Below are 22,946 nucleotides of genomic sequence, written 5' to 3' on the forward strand. Positions count from 1 at the left end.
TTTATTCCCTTCTAAAAGTAAATTCTTCATAATCCTCATCGTACGTTAACTTAAACAGTGCATTTGATTGCAAATTTATAAACATTAATTCTGTCTCTTTATTCCCATGTTTCATTATTTTATCAATGAATTCTACAAATTGAATACAATCCTCTTTATCTTTTTTATTAGGTCTATACCCTTTAGAAATGTTAACCATCATTTCGTATAAAGGGTAATCAATGTCTATTGAGACTGGGTTTTTCTTATTTTCATCGCTATACGCTAACACGATTGTTAAATGAAAACGATTTAGCTTATCTTCGCTATTAGATGGCAAATGAGAAAAAGAAGGGTAAATATTTAAATACTGTGCCACTTGTATATCTTGATTTGATTTATCAATGTAGATGTAATTATCTTTTGGTTTACCATTCCATAGAAAAATTGAATCTTTTAAGAGCTTATACAATTTTTTTAGTCCAGAACGGTTTCCTACATTAAAATGGTAGAGATATATAAGGTAATCATTATAATTTTCATTGTTAAATATTTCTTTTTCTGATTTTGATAAGAATGCTGAAAAACGAATTAATGTTTTATTAAATAATTGGCATGAAGCATTACTTAATTCTTGAAAAGCCCCTAACTCTTTAATTTCAGAATCCCACTCTTCTAATGATTCTAAATCAATATACTGCTCAAATGTATGTCGAATATTAATTGAATTATTGAGCTCAATTAACATTTGATCAAATAAACTCGAGCGTACATGGATTGGATCCAATTGCGAGATAGCTGCTAATAATGGAGATTTTTCTTTCCCTTCAAAAATTAAATTTGGCAATAAACGCTCAGTTTTTTGAATTACATCAGCATTAAAATATTCAACATTTGCATCTGCAGGAATCAAAATATCATGAATAAAATTCAAAAGTGCACGTGTTGAAATAATAGTTTTATGTTTGATAATAACTTGAATTAGTAAATTCACAACATGTTTTCTAACTTGAGGTAGCATAAGTAACTCATAGTTTTCTATAAAAAATCCACGAATTTTATTGTCCTTATCTTTCCTATAGGCCTGGTAGAAAGGGTTTGTATCTAAGGGACTAATAATTTTCTCTAACAAAGTTGAATAATACTGAGATTCAGGTCCACTATCAGTCAATTCAAATGGTTGATAATCACTAAAACTGATTAATTGAAAGTTACAATCATTACGATTTTGAGTAATCATAGAGTCTTCAAAAACTTTACATTTTTCGATAAAATCAGCTAGTATCTTAAATTTTTCTTTACAATACGTCGACTCAATAAAATTATGAAGCACTCCTAAGTTAATAGCTAAAATTAATTTTTCTTGGGAACTTTCAATATTTTCATCACTAAATGGTTGCAATACTTCAGCTAACGTATCTAAAGAACTTTTATGTGGATCAAAGCTTTCTGTAGCATCATTGTGAATTACAAATTCATTTACTAACTCAGGATGCTTATTTTTCATGTATGCAAGTAAATGGGATTTACCATCACCTACACTACCGCATAAAAAAATTAATTTTGAATTCTCTTGAGTTACTGAAGAAAGCAGTGAGGTTTCTAAATCATCCTGTATAGAACGCTTTACATGTAAATACTCTTTAAATAAACTAAATTGATTTGAGTTTTCTATTGCTTCTTGCGAAGATTCTTTTAACTTTGACAGTTCCTGCAAAAGATAGCTTTCGCCTTCTTTAAGGTTAAAATTCAATTCATAATTAGCAGTTTGCAATTTTTCATTTTTTAGATACTCTCTATCTTCTGTAGGTGCCTCAAGTTTTTCATCTGGCACTTCTACCGTAGCAGCAGTCGCCCTTGTCGCTTGTAGTAAAAGTTCAAATTTCTCTTCTAAACTAGAAGTTAATTTTTCTTCCAATTTATTAACTATATCTGGATTACTTTTAGGTTGAGGATATTTATATTTAGGAGCAACAAACGAATAATCACCATATACTTCCATGAACCAAACTGCTATTTCAAAGAGACGCTTATGCATCTTAAAAGCTTGACCTAAACCATACTCTAAATACTTATGGGATGCTTTGTTACCAAGATATCGAATTGTATCAAAAGAGCGAGCGATTTGATTTGTTAAAATTTCTTCCTTTTCTAAGTACTGAATTCGTTCAACTAACCTTAAATTATCAATACTCAATAGATCGTCATGCTGATTTGTAACTTCTTTCAATAATTCCTCTGAGAATATTCTTCCTTTTATTAGTACTGTTTGTGGATCTTGATAAAAGATTTCTTCAATGTTTTCACAAAGCTCGGCTAACTTTGGAAATTTATCTTGCAGAAAGATAAAATTATGTGTTTGCAATTACTACCACCTCAAAATATGTATACTTTAACAATAAGAATTCGCTTTTATAATTCAGCAAATATCTTATAAATTTGATTTATTAACTAATTTTCATCCCATAATTATTATAACGCATCTTTTACTATGAACCTAGGATAAAGTAATCACTATCTAAATTGGCGTACTATCCCAAATAATACCCATCATTCTCCATCACCTTCTCCAAAAACTCTTCTAAAGAATCGGCAATTTTTATATCATCATAATAAATCGCATTGTTCTGCTCTTCACTTATTTCTATCAGCAGCAGCGCACTTTCATTAGCTTCAAAAAATATCAATTTGCCCTCTTCCAGCTCTTCGTAAAGTTCGATATCAGGGTAAAATTCAAAATCGTTTACTTTTAATCTAGCGTCTCTGATTGAGGAAGGACCCATGATACGGTTTATATTACCTTTTGAGCTCTGGAGGAAACCATAACCCACCTCTAAAAGAAACTTCCTCAACTCAAAAGGAAACTTTAAGCCTAACGTTCCTTCTACCTCTTCAATATCAGCTTCACATACGGGGTAAAACTGATTATCTTGTTGATTCGCAACAAAGTCGTATCTCATCATTTCCTCTCCTTTAGATTTTACACATACGTACACTCTCATTACACATTGCTTAACTTAATCCTCATCAGACAAAGCAAAAGCATCACTAACATCCTCTAATTCTTCCATGATGCTATGAAGTCACCCTCTATATGCAATAATTCCACCATCTGGATAATCCCCACACCATCCACAAGGCAAATACCCGGATCTATGTAATTTAAATATGATTTCAAAAAAGTTATTTTTAGTACCATTAACCGCTCTACTAACTGCACAATTGTTTAAATCTGCTACGATGTCTTCAAAAAAGGCATCATAACCTTGTAGGCTCTGTCGTAAGTTTCCAGCTATAACTTCTACTATTCCTTCTAACTCACGAGGTTTTTCAGCGTCCGTTAAATCATAATATCGCTCCCATACGTCACTCATTTTTAATTCTCTAATGTCTTTCCAAGCTTGTTTCACCTTTACTATTCCTTTCCTCATCTTCTCGATAAACTATGATTTCTTCAGCTTTATTTTTCTTATTAATTCCTCAAGGGAATGCTCCAATAATGTTAATTCGTTTGTTTCATAATCTTCTATATAAACGTTTCCGGTCTTATTATCTATGTTAATGGCCATTTCGTCCGGAGAAATAAAACCTATCTGTATGTATCTAAATTCCTTTCCTTGACTTTCATCATAATGCGTAAGATGTTTAAAATAACTTTGTACATCCTTACCCGGTTCAACAGGCTCAAGGCATATATATTTCGAATGATAAAGACCTTCTAAGCTTAAAAATAAATAACTGTTAAAATACTCTTTAATTGAATGATGCAAAGGCATTTTAATTTCAGCTTCGATCATACTAAAGTTTTCAACAGCCTTTTTTTCTACTGGTTTCCAAAAAACATACTATTCTTCATCAGGCTCACTTACATATAGCAGTGGATGTATATCTTCATCCCACGGTGCCTTTGGAAATGTGTTATAGTTTTCATTCCAATGATATAGCAGTTTCTCAAAATAATCCGTCATGGCCGCTTTTACACTCATTTTAAGCCTCCTATTCATACTTGCAAATCCGTCAAATCCAACAGTCCCCTGTGTTTATCTATTAGGTTAGCTTTAACGTCTAGTAGATTCGTTACGACACAATATCCCGATACCCCACTTCTTCTACACCTTCATCTTCCATTTTAATTCCTATTCCATTTTCAATATCCCAACAGACATCGCAAAGTAAACCCAGTCTTCTTTTTCCATTCTTCCTTACTCTTCTTACAATTAATTCAGCAGGCTCCACTAATTTTTTTAAATCTGAGACGGAATAAATGTTTGGAACAACCTGATCGGCTTCTAATTTATTACCTATCATCTCTCTATACTCTTCATAGTTCTCAATATAGTAATCATAGATGTGCTTTTCTGTCTCGTTCATTATGTTTTCCATATCTTGAATGAAGCTAAGAAATGCTTCTTTTTGTACATTTGAAAAATCAGTGTTTTCGTATGCATCAATGCTTAAAAGAATTTCCTTTTCTTCACCAAACATTTTAATTCTAGTTTTCCCTCGCCAAAAGTTGTTTTTATGTTCAAGCTTTCCAAATAACTCATCATTAATCCTTGTCATTCTGATTGCTCTCCTAGCTTGGCTTTTAAATTACATAGCCTGTTTATTTGTAGCAGCTACCGTTTTTTCTACTCTTCAATTAAATCCATGTAATACTCATTATTGTCTACAAATTTCTTAAAAAAATCTTCTAATGAGTCTGCGATTGCCGTGTCCATATAAAAGACTGGATTATGAGGTAATGTTAAGTCTAACGATATGTATACTCCTTCATTCACTTCAAAGAAAATAAGTTTACCTTCTTCGTCAAGTTCTTCTAAATCGAAGTCGAATTCAAATATTCCTTTTCGTAGTTTAGCATCTGCTATCGTTTTGGGTCCCATAATTCTATTGATTGCCGTATTACTTGGCTCCTTAATAAATCCATACCCAACGTCTAAATATAACTGCCGTAAATCGTTAGGAAAACGAATACCCATTCTTTCTTCTGCTTGTAAAATCTCCTGCTCAGATACATGATAAATGTTATTTTTCCCATTATTAATAAACGCAAAATCTGCCATTGCTGTTACCTCCTATGAGATGCCGTTCATACATTCTTTATGATCAATTAGATTCACTCCAATGGTGAAAACTGTGTACGATTAGCGAAAGTGCAAAATATCTATTTCACTTAAAATCCAGCTGAGAAATGAGCTCTTTTAAACTAGACGACAAATATTTATAGCTTTTCTCTTCATCGTTTTCTACGAAAATTTCTCCAGACTCATTATTCATAACAACTAGCATGCCATTGCTTTCAAAACCTAACGGAATGTACGTACTGTTTTCTTTTTCAAGAATATACTCCTTTACACGTTGACAAAATGTTTCAGGTTCTACACCGGGAATGACAGGATATAAGTTAATATTATACTGAGACACCCATCCAATCATTTCAAGAAACCAATACGCGTTAAAATAAGCTTTTACATCATTATGAAGTATCACGTTTATTTCTTGTTCAAACTGTTGAAAATTTGTATTTTCATACTTTTCTAGAGGCTTCCACGCTATATAGCCTTCTTCGTCTTGAGAACCTACATAAATATGTGCATCTGCTTCTTCATTCCAAGAAATCAAAGGCAACGTTCCATTGAACTCTTCCCATTTTCCCGTTAGTTTCTTAAAATATTGTTTCATTGCATGTTTCAAAAGCTTCCCCCTACCTTATATACAACTATATTTCCAACTCGATATTCTCCGTCCCATTCACACGGAATATAACCGCTAAAATCCATACCTAACAATTAAAATAGGATTTCAGAAAATCAGAAAAGGTAGGCCACGTTGCCTCTAATTCTCCTTTTAACAGCAGCTCGTCTCCTCCTTCGAAATTAACTATGTACACGCTATAGGTTAAAGCATCAAGCACTAGTGCGGCATTAGCTGATATTTCACTTAAAATCAGATATTGTTTAGGAAAGCCGTATTCTCTTCGGGAAATAAGCGTATATGCTTCAATGTTATTTTCTTGATCTACTAAATCGAGTAATTCAAAAGGTACGTATTCTTCCCAGAATGGCCGAGCATACCGGTTATAAAATTCTGTGAAGGTTTGGGATACCTTTACTTCTAGCCGTGATAAAGCATCCTTTACTGCAGCTTTACCTTCACGTATATATATTTCCCCTTCAAGAGCTTGGTTCAATTTATTTGGCAACATCTTAATCTAACATTCCTCCTATGTCTTGTTTTCTACTAATTAATTGCCTATTCAACATTTACCGAAATGAATGTAGCAGCATCACTCGGAAAATCATCTAGAAATGCATCACAAGCTAACTTTTTTGTAATGATTTTACATAAAAAAATCGGTCATGGACAGTGAGTAAATATGATTTTCAGGCGATCTAGATTCATACACCATCACTTTCCATTCGTCAGGGCTCCCTTTAGTTAGCCAATATAATTCGTCACCATTCTCCGTATATCCCCAAGGCAGGATCCTTCCATTTTCTGGATAAATATGATGTTTATAATATTGAGTAAATTGAATATTAAATTTCGGTTCAAACTCTTTTAAAGCCTCTTTATTTACTCCTAGATTTAACTTATGGATACCTCCAACATATTTATTTCTTCGACAAATGGCTTTAGCTCAGGGTTTTCTGAATAAATCTCTTTTCCCATTTATTTAGACTCCAAAGGGACCTTTTGTCTAACTCCTACCATTAATTAATATTCGCCTACATAATCAATAAAAGAGATAATCATACCTCTCCAGCACATCAAATAAACATATACAGAATGATAACTCTGATGGGATTCGAAAGGAGAAATCACCTTTGACAACATATCGGATTATGACCTTTGATGGAGGCGGTACTTTAGGTGCTTTAAGTTTACAGCTTTTGAATAGATTGGCTCATCAAAATCCAAAGTTAATTAGTAAAACCAATGTTTTTTCAGGGAATTCCATTGGTTCATTCACTGCTCTTGCATTAGCAAGCGGAAGATCACCAGAAGAGACGTTTCAGTTTTTCAAAGATTACATCTTACCGGCGTTCAGCGTTTCCCGACCGGGCGGACCTGTTTTTAACCAACAACTACCCTATTCTGGTTTTATTAAAGCCATACGAACGTTTTTCCCCCGAGACCTTCGCCTTAGAGACTTAAAGAAACGAATTGTTGTGCCATCCTTTCACTTATTTTCACCGGAGCTGAATCGTTGGAATCCTGTGTTATTTCATAATTTTCCTGGCTCTCCCTATCTTAATGAAAAAGCAAGTGACGTAATACTTAGGAGCAGCGCTGCTCCCGCAACGCAAAGAGCTTATCAAAACTATGTGGATGGTTATACAGTAGCAACTAATACCAGTACAGCTAGTATCGCGTTTGCAGTGGGAAAAGCAAAGCAGCCGTTGGATCAAATTGCCGTATTATCCATCGGAACAGGTGAGCAGCCCACTCAATTAAGAAGAGATACGAAGGGATGGGGAATGGTGAGTGCGGATAACATACGTCCTGAAGATATGGAGGACTTGCCGCCAAATTGGGGAGTGCTTTTAGACCGATCCCCTAATGAGCCGTTACTGCCGTTTCTTCAGATTATCTCCGGTGGATCGAGCTACTATGAATCAATGGTTAGCTCTGAGCTTCTTGGGGATCAGTTTTTCCGGTTGAATCCGCGAATTCCTAATTTCTCTAAAACGGACCCTTCGGTTGTTCCCGCTCTTATTTCGATTGCTAATAAAACGAATTTACGACCTGCGTTTCATTTCATTGAAAAAAACTGGAAGTGCTAATATTTTTTGAGAAGAGTATTAAAATAGGGAATTTGTTGTTTTATGAACACGAATTCCTTTTTCATTCTTGCCTATTTCCCCTATTAGATATTAGAACTTTACGCTTTTCAGCATTTTAAAAATGAATTTTTCTTGTTTTTCCCCTTGTTTCTCTGTTAACTGATCTCCAGTGTATTTGTAATAAAGCTCGATTACTTTATCCGTATTTTTATCTGCTATATATGCTACATATGTATTTGGAACGTACTTAATATTGTTCTTTACAACTTTTTCTTCAGTACCTTTAAAATATGTATATGCTGAATCGTAATATATACTGACATTAGCTGTGTCCATTTTTTTTGGTTTATTCACATGTATGTTCTTTTTGAACAGACTCTCTACATTTACCTCCTCATTTTCTTTTACCTTCTCTGCCAGTTCTACGTTCATGTATGAAATTTCATTTTTATTGTTAAAGAAATTTTCGGAAGAAGCCACCCATCGCTCATAAAACTGACCGCTTATAGCATAATCTTCTTTATTTTCATGAACTAACTGATACTCCTCTGGAAACCACATCGTATACTGCCCTGTCTTTGACTTAAACTCGTAAAACTCGTTATCTGCTTTTTTGCCTTTATCTAAGAATTCTCGTGTAAAGTGATCATTAAAAGCGGGGACGTTTGGATAACGGGTTTCATTTATCATCCATATACCTCCTATTAAAATAGTAGCTCCAGCAATGACTGCACTAACTATTTTTGTGCGTTTTTTCATCATAGCACCTCCTTTTACTTATGTTACAACCTATATTTTATACATGTTCGATACTACCATACTTCTACTGTAAGAAGCATGAACATAATCAATGAAAGACTCACAAATAGCCGCTACCACTCTACAAAAAAAAGGAAAAGTCGCTCCAACCACAACAACCGCTAGCTCCAAAGGAACTAGCGGTTATTCATAATCTCTCAGAAACCGTTCACTCTTCCACCGACTTCTGCTCATCTGTTAATGTATCAATTTTAGTAATTTGAAGTTTGTCTTTACCAGCAGTTTTCACATGGTAAATTCGTTCTTTTTTGAACTGCGTGCTCGCGTCATATGAATCAGTGAACGTGTACACTTCGTTTGTATAAATGCTGTAGGTTCCGTCATCATGTGACTCTGTTTTTGTCACTAAAAATTGATCGTTAGCAAACGATACGTTTTTTCCGGCTAGGGATGTGATATAGCTTTTTAGCTGCTTATACACTGGCTGATCCGAGTCGATATAGGGTGCCATCCCACTAAAGTCTCCACTGTTTAAACTTGAAAAGTAAGCGGCTTTATAGGAGATAAAAAAGTTTTCAAGATCCGTTTTGCTTACAGAATCTGGTTTGACATCTTCATTTTTTAACGTCTTCGTGCTGGGCGTTTCTTTTATATCTGAGCTTGTTTCTGCCGTTTGATGGTCACGATTCATGTATACAAACGTCAGTAATAAGAGAAGTCCAATAATAGTTCCTATTAAAATAGGAAACGTTCGTCGTGATGCTTGCTGCTTTTTAAGCACGGGAAAGTCTGCGTAGGATGGCAGTGTAACAGGTTCTATATCTACCTTTAACCGAGCTAATGGCTTTGGTATTTCCGTGCTTTTTACACTGGCAAGCGGCTGAAGCGCTAAAAATTCTTCATATGCAACAATAAACTCGTTTACTGCTATTCCTTTATACATGCCGTAAATTCGGTTCCATAGCTCTTGACACCGAGTATCCTTTATATCTTCACTCAGTTCGTTAAAAAATGGTCGTGATTTTTTAATAAAAGCCGCTAACCACGTTTGATGAACGTCGACTTTGTGGACTGCATGTAGGTCGTTAAGTGATTGCTTTAACTTGGCATGTTCATTTGCATCGTTTTGGCTAATCACTTCCATACTGCGTTGCGTTTCTTTCAGCACAGTAGAAAGACTCTTACTCATTTTTTCTTGTAGCGCATCAAACTGGCTGCAAACATCAGGCCAGTGCAGTTCGAGTAACTGTTTTTGTGCAGTTGTGGCTTTTCGAATGTTTTCATTTAGCTCATGCTGCTTTGTGCGAAAGGCGGTCGCTTTTTGTTTGGTCACTACTTTATTTTTGCTTAGCTGATGCCACTCTTGCTTCAAGCTCTTGTCTTCTTCGAGTACTGTGGCTATCGCTTGTTTTACATGTTCATGCTTTTTTTGAAAGTCAACGAACGCGGGCAAATAAGCATTCCAGCTTTCCTTGATTTCTTTTAGCAATGACGTGTTAGCATGTCTTTCTGTTAGTTGAAAAAAGTCGTTTCTAAACGCTACCATATCCGCTTCAGAAAAAAGTTCTTTTCCGAAAAACTCTGTCACATTCCTATGTATGTTTGTTAACTGTTCAAACTGTCTCATATTGCTTTGACGCTTTTTTATGTACTCCGGATAGTCGCTTGAAAGAAACGTCACCATTGTATATTCACTATTGTTCATATTGTACTCTGTCCGTTCTTTTTCCAGTTCGTCATACACTTTCTGCAGCTGACGTTCTACTATGGAGAGGAATTTTTCTTTATCCATCCCGTCTACTTCTTCTTTTAGCATGTTTAAAGATTCCGTTTCTTCAATAAGAAATGTTTTTTCTTTATATAGCTTTATCCACCTTTCTAGTAAATGTGCTGCTGATTCATTCCAGTGGCTTGTATTCATCGTTTGCTTCACCTGTTGTTTTTATTTTTATCCTTTCTTAACTATACAGGAATTGAACAGAAATTCTATTACAGTTTTATTACTCTTGAAAAATCAGGTTCAAGCTTTCTAAAGCCGCTTCTAACGTTTGTTTATCTCCTTGATCGTAGCTATGTGCCACAAGCACTACGGTTGTAAATACGGCTTTCCATTTTGCAAGCCTGTGCGTTTCTTCATCTACTTCTCCGTATTCTTTGAAAAAACGAGCTCTTCCTTTAGATGGTAGGAAGCTATAAGCAATCGCTAGGTCAACTGCCGGATGACCAATATGAACGTCTCCCCAGTCAATAATGCCTGAAACCATATTGGTTTGATCAACAATCATGTTTTTAATATGAAGATCTCCGTGAACTAGTACATGTTTTTCTTGATACTTAATTTCTTGTATGTCATTTACATAGTCTTCAAGAATCTCTTGTTTTGAATAAAGACTACGCTCTTTCATTTGCTTGACATACTTCTCTAGCGCAGGCTTTCGCTTCATCATATCAAGCCGATTTAACTCATCAAACGGAACACTGAGCTCTTGCGCTTTTGAGTAAGGATAGTGATGTAACGTGCGAAGAAACCTCGCTAGTACAGAAGCGGATTGTATGCGTTCTTCTTCTGTTAATCTTCCAGGTGGAGTTCCTTGAACGTAGTGATAGCCCGTAAAAAGCCAAGGATAGCCTGCATTCGGCTTACCGAAAAAAATGGGCTCTGCAATCGATAGAGGCAATTGAGAAGCAAGACTTGGTAAAAGCTGATTTTCTGTTTTTAATAGTCCCACTGCTAGTTCTCGTCTTGGAAACCTGAAAACAAAGCGGTCGTTTACTTGATAAACCGTATTGTCAAAGCCGTAGCCAAGCAGCGAAATTTTAGCGGGCGCAAGTTCTGGAAACTGCGTCTCGATTAGCGTTTTGGCAAACGGTGCTGATACGATTTGTTCTGCATCCCATGCATTTGGCATTGTACTCACCTTTCTTTGATGTTGATTTTGTATGTAAAGTATACTATAAAAATGAAAAAACCTCTGACTCGTTGTCAAAGGTTTTTTCACTATACGTATTAGACATTCACCGAGTTAAAAAACTGCGGTAAATGAGATTTATGCGCGTCTAGCATTTCGTCCAAGAGCTGCTTGGCAATAGTATCAGATGGGACTAACGGATTGATTGTCATTGCAACAAGCGCGGTATTGTAATCTCCCGTAACGGCTGCTTCGGCCGCCACTCGTTCAAAAGATTTGATTTGCTGCACAAGTCCTCGAACAGCTACAGGTAAATCACCGACTGCAATTGGCTTTGGCCCTTCTTTTGTAATCACACAGCTCACTTCAACAGCAGAATCATTTGGAATGCTGGCAATTGCCCCATTGTTAATGGTATTTACAGGCTGAATATCGCCTTTATCATTATAGATAGATGAAATTAAGCTGCAGGCTGCATCGCTGTAGTACGCGCCTCCTCGCTTTTGAAGCTGAGGCGGTTTAATTGCAAGATTAGGATTTTTATAGAGCTCAAATAAGTCTTTTTCTAACGCGCGCACTACTTCAGCTCGTGTACCTTCGAGCTCAGCTGCATTTTGTTCTTCTTGCAGCATTTCGTTTGTTTTATAATAATAACGGTGATAGCCACATGGAATAACTCCTAGGCCTTTAATAAAGTCAGGATCCCATGAAACTCCTTTGATATTTCGCATAGACATCGCATTCGTCGGGTCTGCCATAGCGTCAATCACTTGATCTTTTACGCTCACTCCGTCTAAAAAGACATCTAATCCAAAGACCATATGATTTAATCCGGCAAAGCTAACTTGTACCCGGCTTTCGTCTACTTCTAGCGCTTTAGCAATCCCCATACGAATACCGATTGGCACGTTGCATAAGCCCACTACTTTTTTATGATTGCTATAGCGTAAAATGGCTTCTGTCACCATACCAGCTGGATTCGTAAAGTTTACAAGCCACGCATTTGGACATAGTTCTTCTATATCTTTCACAATACTTAAAATCACAGGAATTGTGCGCAGCCCTTTAAATAAGCCGCCCGGTCCATTTGTTTCTTGCCCAATCACGCCGTATTTTAACGGAATTCGTTCATCTTTCATTCTGGCGTCTAACAATCCTACGCGAAATTGTGTAGTGACAAAGTCAGCATCTTTTAACGCTTTTCTTCGATCAAACGTAAGATGAATATCAATTGGGACTCCTGCTTTTTCGACCATTCGTTTTGCCAGGTTTCCAACAATCTCTAGCTTTTCTTTTCCTTCTTCTACATCTACTAGCCAAAGCTCTCGTACAGGCAGCTCGTCATAGCGCTTAATAAATCCTTCGACAAGCTCCGGCGTGTAGCTTGAACCTCCACCAATGGTTACAATTTTAATTCCTTTTGTCATTTGAATCCCTCCGCTATAATGAATGATTTAAAAAATACGTTATACAATACTTTGCTGTTCTTCTGTTACCGGTGAACGATCACGATCTATAGAAGCTCCGGTTTCTTCTATAAGCTTTTGTTTGTCCCACATTTTAAAAAATGGAAAATAGACACCAAACGATACCACCATTAGCACAAGCTGCAGAATAGCCCCTGATATGCTTCCTGTAATCAAGTAGCCGCTAATCACCGGCGGCATTGTAAACGGCGTGACAATTCCTATTGGCTTTGCAACGAGGCCGATATCCATCGATACATACGTAATGATGACCGATAGAAGCGGCGCTAAAATAAACGGAATAATCATAATCGGATTTAATACGATAGGCATTCCAAAAATAACAGGTTCGTTAATATTAAAGAAGCCTGGTCCGATGCTTAGTCTTCCTAGCTGCTTCATTTGCTGGCTTTTCGCAAACAGCACCATCGCCAGCACAAGAGAAAGCGTAGTGCCGGACCCTCCCACAAACACAATATCGTTAAATTCATTCGTTACAATATGCTTTACTGGCTCACCAGAAGCAAGAGCGGTTGCGTTTTCCGTTGTTAGCGTAAGCCATACAGGCGTCATAACAGAACCAACAATCGTCGCACCGTGTAGCCCCGTACTCCACATAAGAGTAATTAAGATAAAAATCAGAATCGTACCGACTAAGCTTGTACCAATATGAGTTAAAGGCTGCTGCAGTAAAACCGTCACGACATTATGTAAATTCCCGAAGTCTCCGACGTTTTCTACAAGCAAACGTAGCATCCATATAACCATTACAGCGCCAAACCCTGGTATTAAAGCTGAAAATGAACGGGCGACAGCTGGCGGAACAGTTTCTGGAAGCTTAATCACAATATTTTTTTGAATAATCTTCCGGTAAACTTCTGTGGCGATAACCGCTATGACCATCCCCACAAAAAGACCTTTACTCGTGAACATCGCCGTTTGATAAGCTGTTTCGACCATAGCCGTTCCATCTGCGTTTTCTCCAATCGTATACGAAACAAAAGGTGTACCGACAAAGAAAGCAGCTAAAGACACTGCACCTGAAGCAAGTGCATCCACTTTATACGATTCTGCTAAGCGATAGGCAATCCCGAACGTAGCTACTAAAGCCATAATTTCAAACGTTCCTCTGTACGGATATAAAATGCTTGCTTTTAGCTTAGGATGTTCTGTTAAAAAATCTGTGTAGGCTTGAAAAGGTAAATTGGCTAAAATTAAGAAAAGTGAACCGATAATAATAAGCGGCATCGTCAGGACCATACCGTCTCTTAATGCTTGAAGATGACGCTGCTGAGCAGCTTTGCCAGCAAGCGGCATAATATATGTTTCAAGTACACGATTCATTTTGCTCAATTGATTCCCTCCTATTTCGAAACTAACTGCTCAGCAGATTTTAGCACTTCTTCTCCGTTACACATTCCGTAATGAACCGGATTAATAACCTCTACTGGAATTCCTTTTTCCTCTCCTAACTTTTTCATTTGAGGAAGCAAGTAGCGCACTTGTGGACCTAAAAGTAAAATATCTGCATTATCGATATGATTTCTAACCGCGTCTCCTGGCACTGCCCAGATTTTGCACGTCGTCTCTTTTTCTTTTGCGCTTTTTTCCATTTTAGTCACTAACAAACTTGTAGACATCCCTGCTGCGCAGCATAGTAAAATATTCATTTCCAATTCCCCCTTGATCAGTGATTGATTAACATCCATAAGTGAGATAAGTATCTTGCTAAGATGTTTTCTTGTTACCTTCACTATATATTGAAAACGCTTTCAATTAAACGCAATATTTTTCCGTTACCAAAGGAAAAATATTGTTTGAATATTCTTTAAATTAAGAGAGAAAGGGATTGTAAATCAAATTGAATTGTGGTAGATTCTTAAAAAAGATAAGCAGCTCACCCATCTAGGTAAGCTGCTTATCGACCCTTATTATAACCCAGTAGAAATTGTCTCCTGATGTGAGATTCCTAAGATGGTTACTTCTTGTATACTTATATTATCTGCAAGAGAAAGCGCATATATCTGATCACTTTCTTTTCCTTTGTACGATCTTTCTAGCTGTTCGTCAGGGCCTGTATGCGGCTGTAGCTTCACACTTTGCAAGCTCTTAAACGTATAGCCTTTTGTTTCTTCGCTAGTAAAGTCTCCAAGAAGGAACCCTTTTTTATCATTGCTTACTTGTATTTTTGCATATTCGGGCGTTTTGTTTCCGTTGATAAGGATTTGTTCTATTTCGTGAAATACAGCTTCTTTTCATTGTCTTTTTCATACACACGCATCCGCAAACTTCTTACACGCTTTCTCTAACTCTTCTTTTTTAGCAAGCTGACAAACCCACTCTTCAGGAATGCCATCCAGCTGATAATATGCTCCTGCCATAGTACCGGTAATAAAGCCTATTGTGTCTGTGTCTTCTCCTAAATTCACAGCGGTAAGTACAGCTTCTTTGTAGTCATCACTTTGCAGAAAAGACCAAAGAGATGCTTCTAGCGAGCTAACAACATATCCAGTTGACCCGATTTCATTTCTCGCTGCGTGCGGCAAGCTTAGGTTTAACACTCGTTCATACGCAGTGAACTCTGCTTCATACTCCGTACCTGTTAGCTGCTTTTGACAGAGATTTACCGCTTTTTCATATGCTTTAAAAGGCTCGTCGCCGTCAAGAAGGCGAATAAGCAGCTCCACGTATATAATGCAGCCAAGAGTAGAGCGCACATGGCGGTGCGTGACGTGCGCAATTCTTTCTATTGCTTCTTTTCTTTTTGTAAAGCTAGGTTCATCACATAGTGTAAACGCAAGCGGTGAGATACGCATAAGCGCTCCGTTTCCGTTGTCGTATTCAGCGCTTCCTCCCCACTCTTCTTTAGGAAGCCCGCTTTTATAGCGGCGAATCGCTTCGCTTGTTGCGATGCCAATATCAAACATTTCTCCGTACGGCGTCCAGTAGCCATCCGACCAATAGCTCTCAAACTTTTGCATCAAATCATATTCATCTTGTTTTTCTAGTAGATTATCAATCAAGCACATCGTCAGAGATGTATCATCTGACCACGTTCCTTCAGGCTGGTTATACGTACCGTAGCCGGTCATAGTTGTGATCCGAAATGAATCGCGTTTTTTAAACTCAACTGGAACGCCTAAAGCGTCTCCGACAGCTCCTCCTAGAATTGTAGAAAGGACTTTTTTATGTAGCGTCATGCAATCAACTCCTTTCTATTATTGTAATTGTTTGATTTTGGAATTTGCAAGAGATCTCTTGCCTAGATGCTTTTTCTTCTTTATAAAATAGGAAGAAATATAAAGACATTCCCTCGTACTTCTCTAAAAACAATTGACCAACAAGAACAAATGTTCTACAGTAAATATATGGAGGTAAAAACGATGAGACCTGAACTTACAAAAGATTTACCCATCAAAGACTTTACCGATTTTTACTGGCTCAAAACCGAGCTGCAGCAATTTTGCCGAGAAAACAACATGAGCCCGTCTGGATCTAAAATGGAACTTTCAAAAAGAATTGAAGTGTTTTTAACAACCGGTGACACTCAACAATCAAAATCACCTTCTAAAAGACGCTCGTCCTCTAAAACATAAGCGCCGCTAACATTAGATACCTTCATTGGGGAAAATCACCGCTGCAGTCAAAAAGTACGGACTTTTTTTAAAGACGCCATTCATCCTACGTTTCATTTTTCCACATATATTCAAAACTACTTTAAAGAAAATGTAGGGAAAACCTATCGAGATGTGGTAAAAGCGTGGCATGAAGAAGAAAAACGAAAAAAGCAGCCTTCTTATCAAAAAGAAATTGCGCCTGAGTTTGAATACAACCGCTTTATTCGCGATTTTTTTAAGGATCCGAAAAACAATGGAAAAAGCCGCGATGATGCAATTGCGGCGTGGAAGCATTTAAAAGTTCAGCCTGGAAGCAATCAATACCGCTCTTAAATCAAACTCTACATATAAAGACCATTAAAACACCACCTCAATAAAAGGTGGTGTTTGTGCACGCCTGTAGATTTCTTCACATACGCATGTGCTGTTTGTTGCAGCGTAAAATCTTTAGCTATAAACGGACTCTTTTTTAATTAAACCAAGCGTCTGTGAAGTAGACGCATGAATTTCGTTAAAGAAGTCTGGATGATCAACTAACGACATGCCATAGGAAGGAATCATTTCTTTTATCTTTGGCTCCCACTTGTTCATGTTTTCTGGGAAGCATTTTTCCAATACTTCAAGCATAACGTGAACCGCCGTTGATGCACCAGGCGAAGCGCCAAGAAGTGCAGCAACAGAACCATCAGCCGCACTTACAACTTCTGTACCAAACTGAAGCGTTCCTTTTCCTCCGGCTTCCGTGTCTTTGATTACCTGAACACGCTGGCCTGCTACAACGATATCCCAGTCTTCGCTTTTCGCGTTCGGGATAAACTCACGCAGTTCTTCCACACGTTTTTCATTTGATAACAGCACTTGCTGAATTAAATATTTTGTTAACGCCATTTCTTTGACGCCTGCTGCTAGCATGGTTAAAATATTATTCGGCTTTACAGAACTGATTAAGTCCAGGTTTGAACCTGTTTTTAAGAACTTCGGTGAAAAGCCGGCAAACGGACCAAACAACAGCGTCTTTTTGTTGTCAATATAGCGTGTATCAAGGTGCGGAACTGACATTGGCGGAGCTCCGACTTTGGCTTTTCCGTATACTTTCCCGTGGTGCTGCGCAATCACTTCAGGGTTATTGCATACCATAAATAATCCGCTTACCGGGAAGCCTCCAATATGCTTGGATTCAGGAATACCTGTTTTTTGAAGTAAAGGCAAGCTTCCGCCTCCACCACCGATAAAGATGAACTTTGCCGTGTGGTACTCAACTTTGCCGCTGTCTACATCTGCGACTTTTACTTCCCACATACCGTCACTTTTACGTTTAATATCTTTTACACTTCGTTTGTAATGAACGTGAACCCCTTTATTCTTCAGATGATCAAACAACATGCGTGTTAAAGCACCGAAGTTTACGTCTGTCCCCGAATCAATTTTAGTTGCGGCAATTGGTTCATTTGACGTGCGCCCCTTCATGATTAGCGGAATCCATTCTTTTAGTTTGTCAGGACTGTCGGAATACTCCATTCCTTGAAACAACGGATTGTTTGACAGCGCTTCAAAACGCTTTTTCAGAAACGATACATTTTTTTCCCCTTGTACCAAACTCATATGCGGAATTGGCATGATAAAATCTTGCGGATTGCGAATCAACTTGCTGCTTACCAGATAAGACCAAAACTGTCTTGATAGCTGAAACTGCTCGTTAATTCGGATCGCTTTTGTTATATCTATAGATCCATCAGCTTTTTCTGATGTATAGTTTAGTTCGCACAGCGCAGAATGGCCCGTCCCTGCATTATTCCATTCGTTCGAGCTTTCTTCCCCTGCGTCTGCGAGTTTTTCAAATACTTTAATGTCCCATTCAGGTGCTAACTCTTTGAGTAATGATCCCAAAGTTGCGCTCATGACTCCGGCACCAATTAAGATAACGTCTGTTTTTTTCTGTACGTTGCTCATTATAACCTTCCTCATCCCCTATATTTGTAAAAAGATGTAGGCGCTCCTGCTTACGTAGTAAAAAAATTCAGGTGCGACCTAAGAACACACCTTTTTCTGTCTCACTTATAACTATATCACAGTATAATTGTCTGATGATTATAAACTATTCAAAAATGATAAAAAAGTGAGAAAATCGCCCACAAATTCCAAAAAACTTATTAAATTCCGTCTGCATTTTCTTTTATTAGTAAACTTTTATACCTACTTCTAAGTGGCAAAGCATCGATCAATAAAATAACAAACTATTCCAAAAATTCAGCTTAAAAACCAAAATAACTGCCTTGAAAGTTTCACCTACTATAACTATACTCATTTGAAAGAACAAACAGCACTATAATTAGAAATGCCTTCATTCTTTTGACTAGTTATACGTAGATGTATTCATATATGTATAGAGCACCAGCTTATCCAGGTGCATTTTTAGAAAAATAAGTATATATTGCAATGGCTAATTTCCAGCCCATATTGCAAGTTACAATATCTATGTCATATAACATACCATGAAATAAGTGAATAAGTAAATGATTATTCAGAAATTTATGTTATAAAACCTAACATGTATGTTGACTTTTACATAGACTATATTTGAATATTTAAAAGAAAACCCTCCAAATTTGGACGAGTGACATATTGTTATACGCTCGAGCATTTTTTCGATGAAGCATTTCCACAAAAATACCCCTTAGAGACTTTAGCAAATCAACGTGCACTTACAAAAAGCTTTTCAATCATGTAATTTACTTAAAAAATCCATAAAAGTATCTTTTGTTATCTTTGTAAACGCAGGCTAGAAATTAAATCTTCTAAGGAGTTTGCAATTTCTTTAAAGCAACCTCGTTCAAAATCTTCTAATTCTACTCTGCCGCTGAGGTTATCAATCACAACTACCAAACCATTGCCTTCTATACCTATAGGAACCTTATCAAGCTTATCGCGATTTTTTTTATATCCCTTTAAGTTCCTTTCAAACGTATCCAATTCAATATTTGGTAATACAGCTTCTAACGTGATGTAATGGCTATCCAGAAAACCATCTAACTCCGCAAACCAGTAGGAATTAAAATAGCAGTCAATTGAAGAATGAAATTCAATATGAAACCTTTCTTCAAGTGGTTTTATATCGCTATGATTATTTTTTTGAACAGGGTTCCATAAAATTTCTTCGTCTTCATCCACTTCCCCTTGATAAATCATTGATTGAACATTTTCGTTGTAGGATGTTTTAAATAGGAAATCCAAACCTTTTTCAAAATATTCTCTTCTTACCTTAAAATAGTTGCTCATAGCATCTTTCATTACCAATAACATCACCTTCACTTAAGACTTTTTCTAATCGTTCAGCATATGTTAGTTCTGTTTCTTCACGCCCTGTTATCTCGGATGAATTAATTCGTTTAAAAAATCCTTAAAACTATGGGCTACTTTATATGTATTTTCTTCTTCACGAGATTGGGGGAAAGAAAGAGAGTGGTCCCAGTAATACACACCGTGCCTTTCCGTATCAGTAATAAGTACAATAAGTCCCGAACCAGGATCATCTCCTATTACCAAACTACACGGCAGCATATCTTCTTCAAACTCTTCATAGCATTCAATTAAATCAAACGTTCTTGTTACACCTATCCCATACAAAACATCTAAAGGAATTTCTTGCTTTAATTCTTCAACAAAAAATTTACTATATCTTACTTTCGAAGTTCCTCCGTTATATTCACCTAAAAATTTTTTATAATCTTCGGGAAGTAAAAACCCCAAAAGTTCTTCTAATTTGCCAATTGATTCTTCCGTTGCTTGACCAAAAGCATTTACATTCATTTGATAACTATCTGGCAAGTTTACGTTGATCGTATCTTCTCTCTTTTTTATTTCATCAATACTGACTCCATCAGTCAAAAAGACAGAATCATTATATTCGTTTGTAACCTCTATGTTTTTTTCTTTTTTCATGTTACTTCTCCTTTCGTGTCACCTGTTACAACCGTTCTTTTTTTATATGTAAAATGATCAGTCCTCATATAAACAATTAAGAAAATCGTTGAAGCTATTTGACAAAAAATATATATTTTCCATTTCTTCAGTTTCCTCACCATGAGCCCAATGATAGACTTGTCCGAAATACTGGTTGCTGATCCCAATACATATTTGATTCCCGCTTGGGTCATCTGCTATTGGCATAAACCCCGCTTCTACAATCTCGTCGAAAAGATCAAACTTTTTCTCTAAATTGTCATACATGGTTCCAATTCCATAAAAAATGTTTACTATACTTTCACCCAGCTTTTCAGATATCTTATAAACACTTGGATTTGGATAACCACCGTTATATTCCAGTAAAAAATCTCTATACTCTCTTGGAATTGTAATAGAATGACTATGCTCAAATCGTTCTAAATCTTCAATGGATAAACTTTCATGCATTCTTTCCATTTTCACTAAAACTCACTCCTTATTGATTAGCTTTTTCACCATTTCATTGCTATTTCTACTATATAGATAGTTTAAAATAACATTTACTAATAGGTAACTGAACGTTTAAAGGACAACGTTTTTAACCTTGTCCTTTGATTACTGATTTATTTTATTAAACTAGTAATTTAGAAAAACCGGAGCCTTAAAACCAGCACTAACAGTTTTTCAACAATAGCTTGATTTGCTGAGTTTGAGTAGCATTCACCCATTGTGGTTTCAGGCTTTAGTACACTTCACACTTCTTATGGCTAAGTGATGGATTCCATTTTTTCCTCAATCCAATTCATAGCTATTTCTGCATCTTCTTGAGAAATGACTCTTTTTTGGCTTTTATACTTATATGTTTCATAAGCCCAAACCAATATGATTTTAACAAACTCAACTGTTTCTAATTTACATACTGGTTCAACCTCATCTTCCTCTTCGTCGTAAAATGGATCTTCAATGATAGTGAAATCTTTATAGGCTACTATGCTAGAAGCATTTCCTCCGTGTTTATAGTGAGGTATGTTCCCTTTTAATAAATCAATAAAATGTTCAATATCATTTTTTAACTCGCTTAACCTCCAAGGTATATCAGATCCTAAAGGATCATTTATCATATTAGCAAATTCTAGAGACTTTTCTTCATCAAAATCCATTACCACCACATTAAATTCCTCTATATACTTAAATCTATAGTTATATTTAATCATCGCTACCTTTCCATCCACCTCAATGTTTGTACGATTATTCATACCTTTATTAACCCAATCAATAACCCATAAAAGCTGTAGACCAAATTACCGTTTTCATCACCATGACTCTATTTTGTTTTAACAGCTTCTTTTATTTGCTCAACTACTTCATAGAGCCACTGAAGTGGTTCTAATCCAAGAGCAGGAAAGTACACATCAAGCCAATTTTTCTCCTCCTTTGGGGGATACAAGAAACAGGGATATTGAGTGGTTTTATAATATAAGCTCCGCAACTCATTTTTTCTATCGTTAGCATAATTTATCACGAAACAACTTATTATTTTAAAGTTACAAAGCAAGAATAAAAATTCCTCCCTCTGCTTATAATGGCCCGTAAAAAAGCCTTTTCGAATTATTCTAAAGGGCTGTTACTATGATTATATTTGTCTTTTATTTGCAATAATAATTCTTTAATAATCTTTTCCTTTTCAAGGTGTTTCCTTATGTAAAATTCACATGCAGCACTGATATACGGATACAACTCCTCATCATTCACAATATCATAGTCTTCATCACCATTTCCTGAATAAAATAAAACGTGATGTTGTCCAAAATACCCATCATCATCTTGTTCATATTCATCGGAATAAATTACTCCACTATACTCCCGACGCTCTCCTTCTTTATTTTTAAAATCTTCTAAGCGTTGTAAAAAATCATGTCCATTTACATATCTATTCAAAACATCAATAACTGCTTCTTTATTCAAGTTATTCTGTTTCATAACCTCAATAAATTCTTCATATACATTCATACCAATCCACCCACTCTACCATCGTTCTTATGGTGTACCTATTAAACCAGGATTTATTTTCTCAACCCTTGCCCAGTCAAATAAACACGCAATAGACATTTTATTACTACACTGAATTTTTATAGATCCCTCTTCCCCAATGTCTTCCATTGCGAACTGTTTTATTTCATTCATAGTTCCAAATGAATTGATTTCTAAGTCTCTTACACCAAAAAACGACATCTCAACATATACTATGTCCCATTCATTCCATCGTTTAGGCTTATTTTTGACCATCTCTTTAGTAGATAATTCAATGAATAGTGTTGGACCATCTCTTTTTATTTGGACATTTAATAATTCAGAACCATTAAACGTTAGCATCCTTCCAAAAATGCCAGTAATGGCTTGAGCATTCATTATCCTACTTGAATTAATCATGCATACACTCCTTTAAGTCACAAAAGGATACTATTGTGTTGTTTTTGTTTTGGA

General features: G+C 36.3%; 24 protein-coding genes and 2 pseudogenes. 2 read left to right on the forward strand and 24 right to left on the reverse strand.

Features of this window, described 5'->3' with window-relative positions:
* Nucleotide 1: 1 nt before the first annotated feature.
* From dptF to LJY09_RS13695, 9 genes and pseudogenes are all read right to left on the reverse strand, one after another.
* Nucleotides 2–2,344 (reverse strand): DNA phosphorothioation-dependent restriction protein DptF, encoded by a 2,343-nt coding sequence (dptF, locus tag LJY09_RS13655; RefSeq protein WP_228307236.1) that lies wholly within the window; start codon nt 2,342–2,344, stop codon nt 2–4.
* A gap of 166 nt (nt 2,345–2,510) precedes the next feature.
* Nucleotides 2,511–2,939, reverse strand: a complete 429-nt coding sequence (locus tag LJY09_RS13660) for an SMI1/KNR4 family protein (RefSeq protein WP_228307237.1) — start codon at nt 2,937–2,939, stop codon at nt 2,511–2,513.
* 123 nt (nt 2,940–3,062) lie between these two features.
* A complete protein-coding gene (locus tag LJY09_RS13665) occupies nt 3,063–3,389 on the reverse strand; it encodes a hypothetical protein (protein ID WP_228307238.1) in 327 nt (108 codons plus the stop codon).
* Between the two features lie 33 nt (nt 3,390–3,422).
* Nucleotides 3,423–3,809: pseudogene (locus tag LJY09_RS13670) on the reverse strand (SecY-interacting protein Syd); the annotation flags it as partial.
* 15 nt (nt 3,810–3,824) lie between these two features.
* Nucleotides 3,825–3,965: a hypothetical protein gene (locus LJY09_RS13675; protein ID WP_228307240.1), complete on the reverse strand. Its 141-nt coding sequence runs from the start codon at nt 3,963–3,965 to the stop codon at nt 3,825–3,827.
* 91 nt (nt 3,966–4,056) lie between these two features.
* Nucleotides 4,057–4,542 carry a DUF6985 domain-containing protein gene (locus LJY09_RS13680; RefSeq protein WP_047750774.1) on the reverse strand — a complete coding sequence of 162 codons (486 nt, stop codon included), beginning with the start codon at nt 4,540–4,542 and terminating at the stop codon, nt 4,057–4,059.
* Between the two features lie 68 nt (nt 4,543–4,610).
* Nucleotides 4,611–5,045, reverse strand: a complete 435-nt coding sequence (locus LJY09_RS13685; protein WP_034268630.1) for an SMI1/KNR4 family protein — start codon at nt 5,043–5,045, stop codon at nt 4,611–4,613.
* Between the two features lie 106 nt (nt 5,046–5,151).
* A complete protein-coding gene (locus LJY09_RS13690; protein ID WP_228307241.1) occupies nt 5,152–5,676 on the reverse strand; it encodes a SecY-interacting protein Syd in 525 nt (174 codons plus the stop codon).
* An 88-nt stretch (nt 5,677–5,764) separates the two neighbouring features.
* On the reverse strand, nt 5,765–6,187 hold the full coding sequence (locus LJY09_RS13695) for an SMI1/KNR4 family protein (RefSeq protein WP_228307242.1): 423 nt from the start codon (nt 6,185–6,187) through the stop codon (nt 5,765–5,767).
* A gap of 622 nt (nt 6,188–6,809) precedes the next feature.
* On the opposite strand from LJY09_RS13695, the gene LJY09_RS13700 reads away from it, so the two are divergent.
* A complete protein-coding gene (locus LJY09_RS13700) occupies nt 6,810–7,769 on the forward strand; it encodes a patatin-like phospholipase family protein (protein ID WP_228307243.1) in 960 nt (319 codons plus the stop codon).
* Nucleotides 7,770–7,859: 90 nt separating this feature from the next.
* Here LJY09_RS13700 and LJY09_RS13705 read toward each other — a convergent pair whose 3' ends face one another.
* The 8 genes from LJY09_RS13705 to LJY09_RS13740 form a co-directional block, all read right to left on the reverse strand.
* Entirely contained in the window at nt 7,860–8,528 is a 669-nt protein-coding gene (locus tag LJY09_RS13705) for a hypothetical protein (RefSeq protein WP_228307244.1), read from the reverse strand.
* A gap of 208 nt (nt 8,529–8,736) precedes the next feature.
* Entirely contained in the window at nt 8,737–10,449 is a 1,713-nt protein-coding gene (locus LJY09_RS13710) for a TcaA NTF2-like domain-containing protein (RefSeq protein ID WP_228307245.1), read from the reverse strand.
* A gap of 79 nt (nt 10,450–10,528) precedes the next feature.
* Entirely contained in the window at nt 10,529–11,437 is a 909-nt protein-coding gene (locus tag LJY09_RS13715) for a phosphotransferase (RefSeq protein WP_228307246.1), read from the reverse strand.
* Nucleotides 11,438–11,535: 98 nt separating this feature from the next.
* The gene (locus LJY09_RS13720) at nt 11,536–12,864 is read right to left on the reverse strand and encodes a 6-phospho-beta-glucosidase (RefSeq protein WP_228307247.1); all 1,329 of its coding nucleotides are present in this window, start codon (nt 12,862–12,864) and stop codon (nt 11,536–11,538) included.
* A 39-nt stretch (nt 12,865–12,903) separates the two neighbouring features.
* Nucleotides 12,904–14,256 (reverse strand): PTS cellobiose transporter subunit IIC, encoded by a 1,353-nt coding sequence (celB, locus tag LJY09_RS13725; protein ID WP_228307248.1) that lies wholly within the window; start codon nt 14,254–14,256, stop codon nt 12,904–12,906.
* An 11-nt stretch (nt 14,257–14,267) separates the two neighbouring features.
* Nucleotides 14,268–14,573 carry a PTS sugar transporter subunit IIB gene (locus LJY09_RS13730; RefSeq protein ID WP_028413003.1) on the reverse strand — a complete coding sequence of 102 codons (306 nt, stop codon included), beginning with the start codon at nt 14,571–14,573 and terminating at the stop codon, nt 14,268–14,270.
* 261 nt (nt 14,574–14,834) lie between these two features.
* A complete protein-coding gene (locus LJY09_RS13735) occupies nt 14,835–14,999 on the reverse strand; it encodes a hypothetical protein (RefSeq protein WP_155726331.1) in 165 nt (54 codons plus the stop codon).
* A gap of 171 nt (nt 15,000–15,170) precedes the next feature.
* Entirely contained in the window at nt 15,171–16,103 is a 933-nt protein-coding gene (locus LJY09_RS13740) for an ADP-ribosylglycohydrolase family protein (RefSeq protein ID WP_228307249.1), read from the reverse strand.
* 183 nt (nt 16,104–16,286) lie between these two features.
* On the opposite strand from LJY09_RS13740, the pseudogene LJY09_RS13745 reads away from it, so the two are divergent.
* Nucleotides 16,287–16,853, forward strand: a pseudogene (locus LJY09_RS13745) (DUF6434 domain-containing protein).
* 114 nt (nt 16,854–16,967) lie between these two features.
* Here the strand turns inward: LJY09_RS13745 and LJY09_RS13750 are convergent.
* From LJY09_RS13750 to LJY09_RS13780, 7 genes are all read right to left on the reverse strand, one after another.
* A complete protein-coding gene (locus LJY09_RS13750) occupies nt 16,968–18,470 on the reverse strand; it encodes a malate:quinone oxidoreductase (protein WP_013083523.1) in 1,503 nt (500 codons plus the stop codon).
* Between the two features lie 810 nt (nt 18,471–19,280).
* A complete protein-coding gene (locus LJY09_RS13755) occupies nt 19,281–19,796 on the reverse strand; it encodes a SecY-interacting protein Syd (RefSeq protein ID WP_176551726.1) in 516 nt (171 codons plus the stop codon).
* A gap of 87 nt (nt 19,797–19,883) precedes the next feature.
* A complete protein-coding gene (locus LJY09_RS13760) occupies nt 19,884–20,327 on the reverse strand; it encodes an SMI1/KNR4 family protein (RefSeq protein WP_221818147.1) in 444 nt (147 codons plus the stop codon).
* 189 nt (nt 20,328–20,516) lie between these two features.
* The gene (locus tag LJY09_RS13765; RefSeq protein ID WP_260506539.1) at nt 20,517–20,939 is read right to left on the reverse strand and encodes an SMI1/KNR4 family protein; all 423 of its coding nucleotides are present in this window, start codon (nt 20,937–20,939) and stop codon (nt 20,517–20,519) included.
* A 290-nt stretch (nt 20,940–21,229) separates the two neighbouring features.
* On the reverse strand, nt 21,230–21,676 hold the full coding sequence (locus LJY09_RS13770; protein WP_098999526.1) for a hypothetical protein: 447 nt from the start codon (nt 21,674–21,676) through the stop codon (nt 21,230–21,232).
* A gap of 394 nt (nt 21,677–22,070) precedes the next feature.
* On the reverse strand, nt 22,071–22,472 hold the full coding sequence (cdiI, locus tag LJY09_RS13775; RefSeq protein WP_098999525.1) for a ribonuclease toxin immunity protein CdiI: 402 nt from the start codon (nt 22,470–22,472) through the stop codon (nt 22,071–22,073).
* Nucleotides 22,473–22,499: 27 nt separating this feature from the next.
* A complete protein-coding gene (locus LJY09_RS13780; RefSeq protein ID WP_098999524.1) occupies nt 22,500–22,892 on the reverse strand; it encodes an immunity 50 family protein in 393 nt (130 codons plus the stop codon).
* Between the last annotated feature and the right edge of the window lie 54 nt (nt 22,893–22,946).

Origin of the sequence: Priestia sp. J2, assembly GCF_020790095.1 — a bacterium.
In the GTDB taxonomy this organism is placed as follows: domain Bacteria; phylum Bacillota; class Bacilli; order Bacillales; family Bacillaceae_H; genus Priestia; species Priestia zanthoxyli.

Coding starts and splice junctions, on each gene's coding strand:
- LJY09_RS13660 (WP_228307237.1), bottom strand. CDS start 2,939: ATGAGATACGACTTTGTTGCGAATCAACAAGATAATCAGTTTTACCCC.
- LJY09_RS13675 (WP_228307240.1), bottom strand. CDS start 3,965: ATGAGTGTAAAAGCGGCCATGACGGATTATTTTGAGAAACTGCTATAT.
- LJY09_RS13680 (WP_047750774.1), bottom strand. CDS start 4,542: ATGACAAGGATTAATGATGAGTTATTTGGAAAGCTTGAACATAAAAAC.
- LJY09_RS13685 (WP_034268630.1), bottom strand. CDS start 5,045: ATGGCAGATTTTGCGTTTATTAATAATGGGAAAAATAACATTTATCAT.
- LJY09_RS13695 (WP_228307242.1), bottom strand. CDS start 6,187: ATGTTGCCAAATAAATTGAACCAAGCTCTTGAAGGGGAAATATATATA.
- LJY09_RS13705 (WP_228307244.1), bottom strand. CDS start 8,528: ATGAAAAAACGCACAAAAATAGTTAGTGCAGTCATTGCTGGAGCTACT.
- LJY09_RS13710 (WP_228307245.1), bottom strand. CDS start 10,449: ATGAATACAAGCCACTGGAATGAATCAGCAGCACATTTACTAGAAAGG.
- LJY09_RS13715 (WP_228307246.1), bottom strand. CDS start 11,437: ATGCCAAATGCATGGGATGCAGAACAAATCGTATCAGCACCGTTTGCC.
- LJY09_RS13720 (WP_228307247.1), bottom strand. CDS start 12,864: ATGACAAAAGGAATTAAAATTGTAACCATTGGTGGAGGTTCAAGCTAC.
- LJY09_RS13730 (WP_028413003.1), bottom strand. CDS start 14,573: ATGAATATTTTACTATGCTGCGCAGCAGGGATGTCTACAAGTTTGTTA.
- LJY09_RS13740 (WP_228307249.1), bottom strand. CDS start 16,103: ATGACGCTACATAAAAAAGTCCTTTCTACAATTCTAGGAGGAGCTGTC.
- LJY09_RS13750 (WP_013083523.1), bottom strand. CDS start 18,470: ATGAGCAACGTACAGAAAAAAACAGACGTTATCTTAATTGGTGCCGGA.
- LJY09_RS13755 (WP_176551726.1), bottom strand. CDS start 19,796: ATGAGCAACTATTTTAAGGTAAGAAGAGAATATTTTGAAAAAGGTTTG.
- LJY09_RS13760 (WP_221818147.1), bottom strand. CDS start 20,327: ATGAATGTAAATGCTTTTGGTCAAGCAACGGAAGAATCAATTGGCAAA.
- LJY09_RS13765 (WP_260506539.1), bottom strand. CDS start 20,939: ATGGAAAGAATGCATGAAAGTTTATCCATTGAAGATTTAGAACGATTT.
- LJY09_RS13770 (WP_098999526.1), bottom strand. CDS start 21,676: ATGATTAAATATAACTATAGATTTAAGTATATAGAGGAATTTAATGTG.
- cdiI (WP_098999525.1), bottom strand. CDS start 22,472: ATGAATGTATATGAAGAATTTATTGAGGTTATGAAACAGAATAACTTG.
- LJY09_RS13780 (WP_098999524.1), bottom strand. CDS start 22,892: ATGATTAATTCAAGTAGGATAATGAATGCTCAAGCCATTACTGGCATT.